At 69.2% G+C, this 12,487-nt stretch carries 13 protein-coding genes; 4 read left to right on the top strand and 9 right to left on the bottom strand.

The window, feature by feature from the left end:
- The 5 genes from MVA01S_RS24775 to MVA01S_RS24795 form a co-directional block, all read right to left on the bottom strand.
- Positions 1-482 (bottom strand): NlpC/P60 family protein (locus MVA01S_RS24775; RefSeq protein WP_060941730.1); only part of this gene is annotated, 482 nt, incomplete at its 3' end.
- Positions 483-751: 269 nt separating this feature from the next.
- The gene (locus tag MVA01S_RS24780) at positions 752-1,885 is read right to left on the bottom strand and encodes an alkaline phosphatase family protein (protein ID WP_003932387.1); all 1,134 of its coding nucleotides are present in this window, start codon (positions 1,883-1,885) and stop codon (positions 752-754) included.
- A 1-nt stretch (position 1,886) separates the two neighbouring features.
- Positions 1,887-2,327, bottom strand: a complete 441-nt coding sequence (locus tag MVA01S_RS24785) for a response regulator (RefSeq protein ID WP_003932388.1) — start codon at positions 2,325-2,327, stop codon at positions 1,887-1,889.
- Positions 2,324-3,922 (bottom strand): sensor histidine kinase, encoded by a 1,599-nt coding sequence (locus MVA01S_RS24790; RefSeq protein ID WP_003932389.1) that lies wholly within the window; start codon positions 3,920-3,922, stop codon positions 2,324-2,326. Before MVA01S_RS24790 ends, MVA01S_RS24785 begins: the two co-directional genes overlap by 4 nt.
- Positions 3,919-5,094: a PP2C family protein-serine/threonine phosphatase gene (locus tag MVA01S_RS24795; RefSeq protein ID WP_003932390.1), complete on the bottom strand. Its 1,176-nt coding sequence runs from the start codon at positions 5,092-5,094 to the stop codon at positions 3,919-3,921. The genes MVA01S_RS24790 and MVA01S_RS24795 overlap by 4 nt, the downstream gene beginning before the upstream one ends.
- Positions 5,095-5,362: 268 nt before the next feature.
- Between MVA01S_RS24795 and MVA01S_RS24800 the strand changes: the two genes are divergently transcribed.
- Together MVA01S_RS24800 and MVA01S_RS24805 are read left to right on the top strand one after the other, a co-directional pair.
- Positions 5,363-6,565, top strand: a complete 1,203-nt coding sequence (locus tag MVA01S_RS24800; RefSeq protein ID WP_040542364.1) for an acyltransferase family protein — start codon at positions 5,363-5,365, stop codon at positions 6,563-6,565.
- A gap of 60 nt (positions 6,566-6,625) precedes the next feature.
- Positions 6,626-7,309, top strand: coding sequence for an Rv0518 family GDSL lipase (locus MVA01S_RS24805; RefSeq protein WP_040542367.1), 684 nt, complete (start codon positions 6,626-6,628; stop codon positions 7,307-7,309).
- 66 nt (positions 7,310-7,375) lie between these two features.
- Here MVA01S_RS24805 and katG read toward each other — a convergent pair whose 3' ends face one another.
- Entirely contained in the window at positions 7,376-9,607 is a 2,232-nt protein-coding gene (gene katG / locus MVA01S_RS24810; RefSeq protein ID WP_060941729.1) for a catalase/peroxidase HPI, read from the bottom strand.
- Between the two features lie 40 nt (positions 9,608-9,647).
- Positions 9,648-10,103, bottom strand: coding sequence for a Fur family transcriptional regulator (locus tag MVA01S_RS24815; RefSeq protein ID WP_003932395.1), 456 nt, complete (start codon positions 10,101-10,103; stop codon positions 9,648-9,650).
- 70 nt (positions 10,104-10,173) lie between these two features.
- On the opposite strand from MVA01S_RS24815, the gene MVA01S_RS24820 reads away from it, so the two are divergent.
- Entirely contained in the window at positions 10,174-10,467 is a 294-nt protein-coding gene (locus tag MVA01S_RS24820; protein WP_040542370.1) for a Dabb family protein, read from the top strand.
- Positions 10,468-10,566: 99 nt separating this feature from the next.
- A complete protein-coding gene (locus tag MVA01S_RS24825; RefSeq protein ID WP_003932397.1) occupies positions 10,567-10,941 on the top strand; it encodes a group I truncated hemoglobin in 375 nt (124 codons plus the stop codon).
- 3 nt (positions 10,942-10,944) lie between these two features.
- Here the strand turns inward: MVA01S_RS24825 and MVA01S_RS24830 are convergent, their stop codons facing one another.
- Both MVA01S_RS24830 and MVA01S_RS24835 read right to left on the bottom strand, forming a co-directional pair.
- A complete protein-coding gene (locus MVA01S_RS24830; protein WP_003932398.1) occupies positions 10,945-11,688 on the bottom strand; it encodes a glutamine amidotransferase in 744 nt (247 codons plus the stop codon).
- 24 nt (positions 11,689-11,712) lie between these two features.
- On the bottom strand, positions 11,713-12,487 hold a 775-nt coding region (locus MVA01S_RS24835; RefSeq protein WP_060941731.1), incomplete at its 5' end, for a hypothetical protein.

The following is a 12,487-nucleotide window of genomic DNA, read 5'->3' on the forward strand; positions in this document are numbered from 1 at the left end:
GGAGGCAGCTCGCCCGGCGGAGGGGGCGGCGGCCCCATCGGTGGCGGTGGCGGTGGCGGAGGGGCCATCGGCGGCAGGAGCGAGGGGTCCGCGGCGGGCGGCACGTCGGCGGGCATCGGCAGGAACATGTGTTTGGTGAACTGCTTCTGGTAGGCGCCGCCGCCTCCGACCTTCACGCCGCGGCCGCCCTCACCGGAGGACACCGGGGTGCCGTCGGGCAGCGTGACGGCGGTGTGGCCGCGGTTCCAGCCCACCACCAGCGCGCCGGGCTGGCTTCCGTACTGGAACCCGCGGGCCAGCAGCGCGCTCTCGATGTTTCCGGTGTGGAACCTGTCCCCGTAGACCGGCCTGCCGGTGGCGGCGTTGGTCACCCAGGACACCAGCCCGGAGCAGTCGGTGCCGGCGGGGGAGTCCCCTCCGGAGACGTACGGTGTGCCCGACACTTGGTTGACAAGTGTCAAGAGTATTGCGGTGGCAAACATGCGGAGGGACACTAACAGAGGGTCTCTAATTCGCCCAAAATCTGTGACAGTGGGCACAATACGTGTGCAACGAGCTGATTTGTCACGAAATGCGTTGCGCATGGCCGAGTTCGGCAGCCCACCGGCACATCATCGCGGTTTAGCCGAAATATGTTTTCAGACAATCATTTTCGAGCCAACGGTACAGAAGTGACGGCCTGTCGGGACTCGGCGCCCACGGACAGAGATTCGTTTGCCGGAAGACTCTCGGCGCTACGCTGGGCGCCCGCTCAGCGGTGGGCCACCAGCAACGGAATCCGCTGCTCGGCGTCAGTCAGCGAGCCATGCTGTCCCACCAGCGAAGACTCGATCGGTTCGGTCGTCCGGCGGAGCATGCCGGAGTTGCCCCGGGCGGCGGCCACGACGTCCCCGATCCGCGCCCGGACCGCGTCGGCGACGTGTTCGCCGAACCAGCCGAGCTCGACCGCCTCGTCCCCGGTGATCACCCACGCCCGGTCGCCGAGGGTCGCGCGCCACGTGTCCAGCACGTCCGCGGTGGCGCCGTCGCGGGTGTAGACGTGCCGCGCACGCACCTCGCCGCCGACTTCCGTGGTGCCGTCGGCCAGCGCGGCCTCGGCGTCGAGGTCGATGACGCTGCCGTCCAGCGAGACCATGCCGTGGTCGGCGACCACGGCCAGCAGGCCACCGGTCGGCAGACCCTCGATGATCGACTCGACCATCTTGTCGACCTGCCGCAGTTGCAGCCGCCAGGCCCGCGACCCGGGCCCGTGCAGGTGGCCCACCAGGTCGAGGTCGGCGTGGTAGCCGTAACAGAACCCGCGCTCGGCGACGACCGAGCCGATTTTGGCCGCCAGATCACCCATGGTGTGCACGCCCGCATAGGTGCCCCCGCGCAGCACCGCGCGGGTCAGACCTGATCCGGCGAACTTCGCCTCCGAGATCACAGTGACCGCCGCGCCCGCCGCGGCGGCTCGCTCGAACAGTGTCGGTCGCGGCTGCACCACTTCGGGGACCGCCCGGTCGCGCAGATCCTCACCCCACGGGTGTGGCGACCACCGCAGCGCGTTGACGACTCCGACGTCGGGCAGCCGGAAGGACATCCCGACCATGCCGTGCTCCCCGGAACGGCAGCCGGTGCCCACCGCGGCCAGCCCGGCCGCGGTGGTCGAGGGAAAGCCGACCTGAAGGGTGCGCCCGCGCAGTCCGGCGAGCACCGGTGCGTCCCCGGCGTGGGCGTCCAGCAGTTCGGCGCCCAGGCCGTCGATCAGCAGTACGCACGCGCCTGCCACGTCGTAGGGCAGCCGGATCGGGGAGTCGAAGCCGGTCAGTCCCATCGCCGCGAGCACGGCGGGCACCACGTCGGCCAGGTGCGGCAGCGACGGATCCGGACGTGGCGGCGTCATGTCAGAACTGGGGGAGCCGGACCACCTGGACGAAGAACTCGTCGATCTGGCGGACCGCGTTCATGAACTGGTCCAGGTCGACCGGCTTGGTGACGTAGGCGTTGGCATGCAGCTTGTAGCTGCGCAGGATGTCCTCTTCGGCCGACGACGTCGTCAGCACCACCACCGGGATGTGGCTCAGTTCGGGGTCGGACTTGATCTGCTCGAGCAGCTGGCGTCCGTCGTACTTCGGCAGGTTCAGGTCGAGCAGCACCAGGTCCGGCCGCGGCGCGTCGGCGTATGCGCCCCGCCGGTACAGGAAGTCCAGGCCCTCCTCGCCGTCGTGCGCGACATGCAGCGTGTTCTTGATTTTGTTGTGCTCGAATGCTTCCCGCGTGATCAGCTCGTCTCCGGGGTCATCCTCGATGAGCAGGACGTCGATGGCGCGTTCAGCCTGTGTCATGGGGTAGATCCTTCCAGGGCGGCAGGCGCCGTGTCATCCGCGGTGATCGGCAGCGTGAACCGGAATCGGGTGCCGTCGGTGTAGGAGGTGTCGATCCAGATCGCGCCGCCGTGGTGTTCGACGATCTTCTTGCACAGCGCCAGCCCGATGCCCGTGCCGCTGTAGGCGTCGCGGCCGTGCAGGCGCTGGAAGATCACGAACACCTTGTCGACGAACTCGGGGGCGATGCCGATTCCGTTGTCGGTCACCGTGAACGACCAGGTGTCGGTCTCGCCGTCGGTGTCCCGGGCGACGTCGATGACGATATGCGGGGCCACACCGTCGCGGTGGAACTTCACCGCGTTGCCGATCAGGTTCTGCCACAGCATCGTGAACAGCGTGGGATCGCCCTTGAGGGACGGCAGCCCGTCGGCGGGACGCTCGATCACGGCCCCGGATTCCTCCACCGCCGCCGACAGATTGCTCAACGCGGTGTCGAGTGTCTTGTCCAGGTCGACCTCGGTCTCGGTGGAGTTGAGCCGCCCGACCCGCGAGAAGGTGAGCAGGTCATTGATCAGGACCTGCATGCGCTTGGCGCCGTCCACGGCGAAACCGATGTACTCGGTGCCTCGTTCGTCGAGCTGGTCGCCGTACCGCTTCTCCAGGAGCTGGCAGAACGAGGCGACCTTGCGCAGCGGCTCCTGCAGATCGTGCGACGCCACGTACGCGAACTGTTCGAGTTCGGCGTTGGAGCGGCGCAGTTCCTCGGCGTGCACGTCGAGCGCCTCGGTGGCCTCCCGCGAGGCCTCCAGTTCGTCCACGATCCGCTGCCGCATGTTCTCCACGTCGCCGGCGATGGCACGGATGTCCTTGGGGCCCTGCGCGAGGATCCGCTCGCCGAATTTGCCCTGGGCGACGCGGCGGCACGCTGCGGCCAGCACGGCCAAGGGCCGCACCAGCGACCTGCGCAGCACCACCGCCAGCGCCACGATCGTGGCCGCGAAGGTGGCCGCGATCGCCAGCAGGACGGCGTTGCGCAGGGTCCGGACCCGCTCCAGCTCGGCGACATCCCCGTCGCGGGCCTGGCTCAGTCGCTCGTTCTGGGTGGCGAAGAGCCCGCGCAGCACGTCGAAATCGGTCTTGCCGATCTCGGTCAACGCGGGGTCGACCGCGCCGGGGACGCCGGGGCGCACGTTCGCGATGACCGGCTCGGCGTACTGGGTGCGCCAGGCGCCGGAGGCCTGTTCGATGGCGTCGAGGTCGGCGAGCAGGTCGGGACGGTCCTGCTCGAGTTGGCGGATCTCGGCGGCGGCCTCCTGTTCGGTCACCCGGCCCTCCTCATAGGGCAGCAGGAACTGCCGGTCCGCCGCGATCAGGTAACCGCGCACCGCGGTCTCCTGGTCCCGCAGGGCCGCCTGCAGCTGATAGGCCGCGACCCGGGCCGGCTGGATGTGGTTGATCAGCTGGCTGGACACCTGGTCGGTGCGGTTGAGCAGCACCGCCACCGAGATCCCGCCGACCAGCACCACCAGCCCCATCACCGACAGCACGACGTACTGCCAACCCTGCACCGTCAGTCCGGCCGCGATGTCGCGGCGCCGCCGGCCGCCGCTCACGAGGCGCTGGTCCGTTCCACGCGCACCACCGCGATGTCGTCGCTGATGCCGCCGTGCGAGGCCGCGCGCTCCTCGACCGCGTCGATCAGGGCGTCGACGAACTCGCGTCCGGGCAGTGCCGCCAGCGAGCGCGCGAGCTCGAGCAGACCGTGCTCCCCGAGACGCTCGTTGCCGCGGCCGATGTGGCCTTCGAAGAGCCCGTCGGTGAGCAACACCAGTCCCTTCCCGTCGGGCAGCTCCACCTGCTGCGGTTCCCAGTCACTGCCGTGCAGCCCGAGCGCCGGCCCGCCGCGCGGTTCGACCCATTCCACGGTGCCGCCGCCGTGCAGCAGCATGCCGGGATGCCCGGCCCGCACCGCGGTGACCAGCGGGCCTTCCGGGGGAATCGCAAGGCTGAGCACGGTCGCGAAGATCCCGCGGCCGGCCCGCTCGGCGCGCAGGATGCGTTCCAGTTGCCTCATCCGGTCCGAGCCGCGCAGGCCCGCGAAGGTCAGTGCCCGCCACGCGATTCGCAGCGCCACCCCCAGCGCCGCTTCGTCGGCGCCGTGACCGGACACGTCGCCGATCATCACGTGCACGGTGCGGTCCGGGGTCTGCACGAAGTCGTAGAAGTCGCCACCGAGCAGTGCGTTCTCCCGGCTGGGGCGGTACTGGGTGACGATCTCGACGCCCGGATCATCGAGCAGCAACGGCGACGGGAGCAGGCCGCGCTCCAGGCGGGCGTTCTCGCGGGCCCGCAACTGGCTGGCGTGCAGGTCGACCGCGGTGAGCTCGGCCCGTTTGCGCTCGATGGCGTAGAGCACCGCGCGCCGCAGCACCTCCGGATCCACCCGGTCCTTGACCAGATAGTCCTGCGCACCGGCTGACAGCGCCGAGACCCCGACGTGCTCGTCGTTGAGCCCGGTCAACACGACGATCGGGATGGTCGGCGCGTATCGGGCGATCCTGCTGACACCGTCGATCCCGTCGGTGTCGTGCAGGTGCAGGTCGAGCAGGATGCAGTCGGGCCGCGCGATCGCGATCTCCTGTTCGGCCCGCGCCATCGACTCGGCCCAGACCACCTGCATCTCCGTGCCTGCGTCGGCGATCAGTTCTTCGACCAGGATCGCGTCCGCGCGATCGTCCTCCACCAGGAGCAGCGACAGGGCCCGGCCGTCACTCGGGGCAAGCATGTGACCCGACACCCCCGTTGGCCGGCGGCGTACTCGTGCGCCGATATGTTCGATTGACAACTTCCCGAGGATACCTGGCCCGGCACGGCCGGCCGACGTCCCGCGCCGCGGCGTTGCGCGCCGCGGCCCCGGGTCGCCCGCTGGTAATCTGCGACCCGGCCGCCGGTTGGACATCACGGGTGAGCGGCCGTGCCGTATTCGCCGTCCCGCGACATGAGCGGGGACCGTCACTGACGACGCCGACAGCAGACTGCCTGGAACTTACGAAATGAGTCGTGTGCGCACCGGAGAGATCAGAGCCCTGTCCGGGCTGCGCATCGTCGCCGCCCTGTGGGTCGTGCTGTTCCACTTCCGGCCGATGCTCGCCGAGGCCGCGCCAGGCGCCACCAGCGCGCTGGCGCCGATCCTCAACGCCGGCGCCCAGGGCGTCGACCTCTTCTTCATCCTCAGCGGGTTCGTGTTGACGTGGAACTACCTGGAACGGATGGGGGAGAGCTGGTCGACGCGGTCGACGCTGCGGTTCCTGTGGCTACGGCTGGCCCGGGTGTGGCCGGTGTACCTGGTGACGATGCATCTGGCCGCGGCGTTCGCGATCTTCACTCTCTATGTCGGAGGCTTCCCGCTGCCACCGCCGGTGATCGAATCGCTGAACGCGTTGAGCTGGCTCAAGCAGGTGCTGCTGACCCAGTTGTGGTTCCAGCCGTATTTTGACGGTTCCAGCTGGAACGGCCCCGCCTGGTCGATCAGCGCGGAATGGCTGGCCTATCTGCTGTTCGGTGGGCTGGTCCTGGTGATCTTCCGGGTCGCCGCCGCGACCCGGGCCCGCGGGTTGATCTGGCTGGCGGTCGCGGCCGCGCTGGCGCCGACGCTGCTGCTGCTCGCCCACGGGGTGTTCTACACGCCGTGGAGCTGGCTGCCGCGCATCGTCATGCAGTTCACCGCGGGAGCGCTGGCCTGCGCGGCGGTGCGCAAGCTCGTGCTCACCGACCGCACCCGCAGGGCCGCCGGTCTGGCGTCGCTGCTGCTGGGCGTCGCGATCGTCGGCGGGCTGTATGCGCTCGACGCGAATCCGCCCGGTGAGATGCTCGACGCGGGCGGGCTGGTCGACGTGCTGTTCGTCCCGCTGGTGATCACGCTGTCGATCGGTGCGGGCACGCTGCCCGCGCTGCTGTCGACCCGGGTGATGGTCTACCTCGGGCACATCTCGTTCGGGTTGTACATGGTTCACGAGATCGTGCACACCATGTGGAACTGGGCAGTGCTGCAGTTCGACATCCACCTCACGCCGAGCTGGTGGGCCAAGCTCGTCGTCCTCGGACTGATCCTGGCCGCCGGTGTCGCGGCGGCCCTGCTTTACCACCTTGTCGAGGAGCCCGCGCGGCGGTGGATGCGCCGCATGGTCGAGCCGAGGGAGCCGCTGTCGGCGCAGTCGGCGGGACGCCTGCACCCGGTCGCCGCGCGTGCCGGATAGCGGGTTCGGCGGACGGCGAGTCGGGCCGCGGCGGGGCGGCTGCGACCCTAGGCTGGTGCAGTGAGTCGCCTTCTTACAGTGGTGCTTTCCCTCACTGTGTTGTTCAGTGCCGGATTCGCCCACGCTCCGCAGAGCCGCGAGGTGCGGTTGACGCAGTTCGTCCAGAACCGTGTCTCGGTGATCGGCGACTCCTACACCACCGGCAGCGATCAGGGCGGTAACGGTCCGCAGGGCTGGGCGCCCCAGGTGTGGAAGGCGTTGACCGAGCACGGCATCGGCGTGCTGCCGACGGTGGCCGCCGAGGGCGGCGCCGGATACTGCACCCGGGGCAACCGCGGCGGTGTGTACGAGGACCTGACCGTGCGTGCGGTCAAACCCAGCGACATGCTCGTGGTGTTCTTCGGGTCCCGCAACGACATGAACGTCGAACCGACCCGTCTGTCGATCGCGATGTACGGCACGTTCAGGTTGGCCCGCCAGATCGCCCGCACGGCCGATCTGCTGGTGATCGGACCGCCGTGGCCGACCGCGGATCCGCCGCCGGAGATCGTGCGGGTGCGCGACGTGCTGAAGTACCAGGCCGAACTTGCCGGGGGCACGTTCTTCGACCCGATCGCCGCACGTTGGTTCGTCGGGCGGCCCGAGCTGATCGGCAAGGACGGCGTGCACCCGACCGACGCCGGTCACGCCTACATGGCCGAGAAGATCGCGCCGCTGATCAGCTCCCGGCTCCATCCGTTCTAGTCGGCACGAGAAAAGGGGCGCCCGGGCGGCGATTTCGCCGGCCGAGCGCCCCTTCCCTGTGGGCTGTTACTCGAGTCCCTTGCCGATGTCGTAGCGGTCGGCATCCATCACCTTGGTCCACGCGGCGACGAAGTCCTTGACGAACTTCTCCTTGGCGTCGCTCTCGGCGTACACCTCGGCGACCGCCCGCAGCTGCGAGTTCGAGCCGAACAGCAGATCGACGCGGGTCCCGGTCCACTTCTGCGAGCCGGTGGCGCGGTCGTTGCCGACGTAGGTGCCGTCATCGGCGGGCGAGGGCTTCCATTCGGTGGCCATGTCGAGCAGGTTCACGAAGAAGTCGTTGCTCAACGCACCCGGCGTGTCGGTGAACACGCCGTGGCTGGTGCCGCCGAAGTTGGTGTCCAGCACGCGCAGGCCACCGACGAGAACGGTCATCTCCGGAGCCGACAGCCCGAGCAGGTTGGCCCGGTTGACCAGCCGGAACTCGGCCGGCAGGTCGCCGCCCTTGCCCAGGTAGTTGCGGAAACCGTCGGACCTGGGCTCCAGGTAGGCGAACGACTCGACGTCGGTCTGCTCGGCGGTCGCATCGCCGCGACCCGAGGTGAACGGCACCTCGACGTCGAAACCTGCGGCCTTGGCGGCCTTTTCGACACCGACCGCGCCGCCCAGGACCACCAGGTCGGCGAACGACACCCCGGTCCCGGAGGCCTGCTGGATCTCCTCGAGCCTGCGGATCACCTGGGCCAGCTCGTCGGGCTCGTTGACCTCCCAGCCGAGCTGCGGCTGCAGCCGGATCCGGCCACCGTTGGCGCCGCCGCGCTTGTCGCTGACGCGGAACGACGACGCCGCCTTCCACGCCGTCGAGACCAGTTGCGACACAGTCAGCCCCGACTCGGCGATCGCGTTCTTGAGTTTCGCGACCTCGTCGGCGGACAGCTCGGCGCCGGCCGGGGTGACGTCCTGCCACAGCCAGGTGTCCTTGGGCACCTCGGGTCCGAGATAGCGCACCACCGGGCCCATGTCACGGTGCAGCAGCTTGAACCAGGCCTTGGCGAACTCCTCGGCCAGCTCCTCGGGATGGTCCAGCCAGCGACGGGTGATCTTCTCGTAGATCGGGTCGAACCGCAGCGCCAGATCAGAGGTCAGCATCGACGGGTGGGTCTTGCCGGCGCCGTGGGCCTCGGGCACCGAGTTGGCCCAGCCGTTGTCCTTGGGCCGCCACTGGTTGGCGCCGGCGGGGCTCTTGAACAGTTCCCACTCGTTGCCGTACAGGATCTCCAGGAAGCTGTTGTCCCACTTGGTGGGTGTGTGCGTCCAGGTGACCTCCAGGCCGCTGGAGACGGTGTCCTTGCCGTGGCCGGCACCCTGCGGGTTGGCCCAGCCCAGACCCTGCAGCTCCAGATCGGCCGCCTCGGGCTCGGGGCCGACGAGCTCTGCGTCACCGTTGCCGTGCGTCTTGCCGAACGTGTGGCCGCCGACGATCAGCGCGGCGGTCTCGATGTCGTTCATCGCCATCCGGCCGAACGTCTCGCGGATGTCGATTGCGCTGGCGAGCGGGTCCGGATTGCCGTTGGGGCCTTCGGGATTGACGTAGATCAGGCCCATCTGGACTGCGGCCAACGGGTTCTCCAGATCGCGCTCACCGGTGTAGCGCTTGTCGTCGAGCCATTCTTGCTCGGGACCCCAGTACACGTCCTCCTCGGGCTCCCAGCGGTCCTCGCGACCGAATGCGAAACCGGCGGTGCGGAAGCCCATGTCCTCCAGCGCGACGTTGCCCGCGTAGACGATCAGGTCGGCCCAGGAGACGGCCTTGCCGTACTTCTGCTTGACCGGCCAGAGCAGCCTGCGCGCCTTGTCCAGGTTGACGTTGTCGGGCCAGCTGTTCAGCGGCGCGAAACGCTGCATGCCCGCGCCGGCGCCGCCGCGGCCGTCGCTGACCCGGTAGGTGCCTGCGGCGTGCCAGGCCATCCGGATGAAAAGCGGGCCGTAGTGGCCGAAGTCGGCCGGCCACCAGTCCTGCGAGGTGTGCATCACCTCGACGATGTCGGCGCGCAGTGCGTCCACATCGAGGGACTGCACCTTCGAGGTGTAGTCGAAGTCGTCATCGAGCGGGTTGATGACGTCGGGGTTCTTCTGCAGGATCTTCAGGTTCAGCTGGTTGGGCCACCAGTCGTGGTTGCCGCCACCGGCCACCGGCGGCTTGAGCCGCCCGAAGCCTGCGGGGCAGCCGCCTTCGGGCGCCTCCGACTGCGCTTCTCCAATCGGCGGGCTGTCTTCCAGGGGGCGATCGTCGGGCACAGCGAGTTCCTTCCGTGGTGGTGGTGGTGTCGTACTGCGATCACAGATGTGATCGGGGGACCTGGTGGGTGACGCACCGGGGGCAGAGGCCCCAGTAGACGACCTCGGCTTCGTCGACGACGAAACCGTCGAGTGCGCCGCGAGGGTCGGACGGGATCAGGCACGGCGCCTCGCCGACCGCGCAGTCGACGTCGGCGATCACGCCGCAGGAACGGCACACGATGTGGTGGTGGTTGTCGCCGACCCGGGTCTCGTAGCGGGCCACCGAGCCCAGCGGCTGGATCTTGCGCACCAGACCGGCTGCGGTCAGCGCTGCGAGGACGTCGTAGACCGCCTGCCGGGACACCTCGGGCAGCAAACCACGCACCGCGCCGAAAATCGTGTCGGTGTCGGCGTGTGGATGCGCCGCAACCGCCTGCAGGGCAGCTATTCTCGGACGCGTGACGCGCAGATCCGCCTCGCGGAGCAGCTGCGCGTAGTCCGAAGTCACACCCATGTTGTACGCGGTTTTCTGGACTGAGTCAAGAAAACGTCAGCCCGGCGGTCGGCCCTGTTAGGGTTCGGCGGTGATCCGAAACGTGGTCTTGGCGAAGTTGAAGGACGGCTACGACGCCGCCGAGGTCGAGCGCATCCAGGCCGGCCTGCGCGCGCTGAACTGCCCCGGCACCGTGCACTACACGGCCGGAACCGACGCGGGCTTGCGCGACGGGAACTGGAACTTCGTGATCGTCGCCGACTTCGAGGACGTCGCCTCATACCGCGGCTACGACGAGGACGCGACCCACAACGAGTTGCGGGCCCGGCTGGCGCCGTTCGTCGAGCAGATCGCCCGCGCGCAATTCGAGATCCCCGGGAGCTGATCGTCCTCACCGCGGCCCCCGCGCGCCGGTGAGGACAAGTTAACGCGTTCTCAAAGCCGCGCGGCGCCGCGTGTTACCCGCGACGACCACTCTGTCGAAATGAGCATCTTCGACCAGATCGGCGGCCGCGCTGCTGTCACGGCGGCTGTCGACGACTTCTACCGCCGGGTCATCGCCGACCCCGAGTTGACGCCCTACTTCGACGGCGTCGACATGCGCCGACTCAAGGGCCATCAGCGCTCGTTCATCGCCGCGGCGATCGGCGGGCCCGAACCGTACCTCGGGCGCTCCATGCGTGAAGCACACGGACCGCTCGCCATCCAGCCGGCCCATTTCGACCGCGTTGTCGGCCATCTGGTGGAGACGCTGACCGATCTGGGGGTGGACGGCTCGACGATCGGCCAGATCGGCGACAGGCTTGCGCCGCTGAAGGCCGAGATCGCCGTCGCGGACGCCCCTGCCCGCGCGGGCTGAGCGTCAGGCCGGCCGGCGGTAGCGCTGCACGAAGCGGCGCAGGATCTCCGTCGGGTGCGTCACCTGCCTGCGCCGGGCGTCGTCCTTGAGCGCCTGGGCGGTCTCCGGCGCGAAGTATCCGTAGTTCTTGTAGACGTCGATGCGGGTGCAGATCCCGTCCACGTCCAGCTCGGGGTGGAACTGCGTGGCGTAGACGTTCTCGCCGACCCGGAACGCCTGGACCGGGCAGGCCGCCGAGCGGGCGAGCACGACTGCGCTGTCGGGCAGCGACGCGGCGGCCTCCTTGTGCCCGCCGAACGCGTCGAAGGCGTCCGGCAGCCCGGCGAACAGCGGGTCGCGCCGCCCGTCGTCGGTCAGCTGCACGGTGACGCCACCGACCGGCTCGCTGTGGGACCGGTCGATCACCGCCCCGATGGCGGCGCCGACCGTGCCGACCCCGTAACAGCACCCGAGGAACGGGAAGTCGCCGGCGACCACGCCGGCGAGCAGCCGGCCCAGTTCGGCCTCGACGCGGCGCTGCGTCGGCGTCTTGGCCGCCGGTTCGTCGCTGACGTTGTAGGGCCCGCCGCCGAGGATGATCCCCGACCAGCCCGCCAGGTCGATCTCGCCGAGCTCCTCGTGCGTCAGCCGGATCCGGCGGAGTCCGGTCTCGTCCAGGCCGGAGAACCGCATCATCGCCGAGTATTCGTCGTCCGCGGCCTCGTCCTCGGCGCGGATCGACAACAGCAGAAACGCGGCGTCGGCCACAGCGTCAGCGTAACGACGCCGCGGTCACCGCGGTCTGCGATAGACCACCATCTCGCGTGACAGCACCTGGCGGACCCGCGGATCGCGGCTGCACGCCACCGCGAAGACGGTGAGCAGGATCCAGCTCACCATGGCACTGACGAGCACCAGGGTGAACGCCGCCCACGCGCCGCCGGACAGTTCAGTGGACGCCTGGTACCTGGACCACAGGCGCCAGTAGATCATCAGGTTGACCGTGAGGCCGACCCCGTAGGACACGGCGAACGACAGCAGGAAGGGCTTCCACGTGCCGTCCCGCAGTCGTGCCGACACCGGCTCGTGGCGCAGCGGGTAGACCACCGACAGCACGTTGCCGACGCCCAGCCAGATGAACACCATGGTCACCAGCTGGTCCACCATCGGTACCGGGTTGACGTCACCGGCCACCGACAGCAACCCGATCACCGGTAGGCCCGCAACGGTGATCAGAGCTGCCATCGCGAGGTTCTTGGCGATCAGGATCCGCCACAGCGGCACTCCGCTCTGCAGCATCGCACGCACCCGAGCAGCCTCGAAACACAACGCGTTGGTGCAGATCACACTGCCCACCACGGCGGAGAACAGGTACAGCGTGAGCCGGCCCGCGTCGTCGTACCGGGTCATCCCGGTGACGTGGTAGAAGGTCACCAGCGAGAGCGCGGTCGCCAGCGTGACGACGATCCGGGCCAGGATCGCGCGCGGCCGGTCGGCCAGCAGGTGACGCACCTCGTCGAGCACGGGCCTGCCCAGTGCGCGCAGGCCGCGTCCGGCGTTCGCCGCC

The sequence above is a fragment of the Mycolicibacterium vaccae NBRC 14118 = CIP 105934 genome, from assembly GCF_001552715.1.
Lineage (GTDB): Bacteria > Actinomycetota > Actinomycetes > Mycobacteriales > Mycobacteriaceae > Mycobacterium > Mycobacterium vaccae.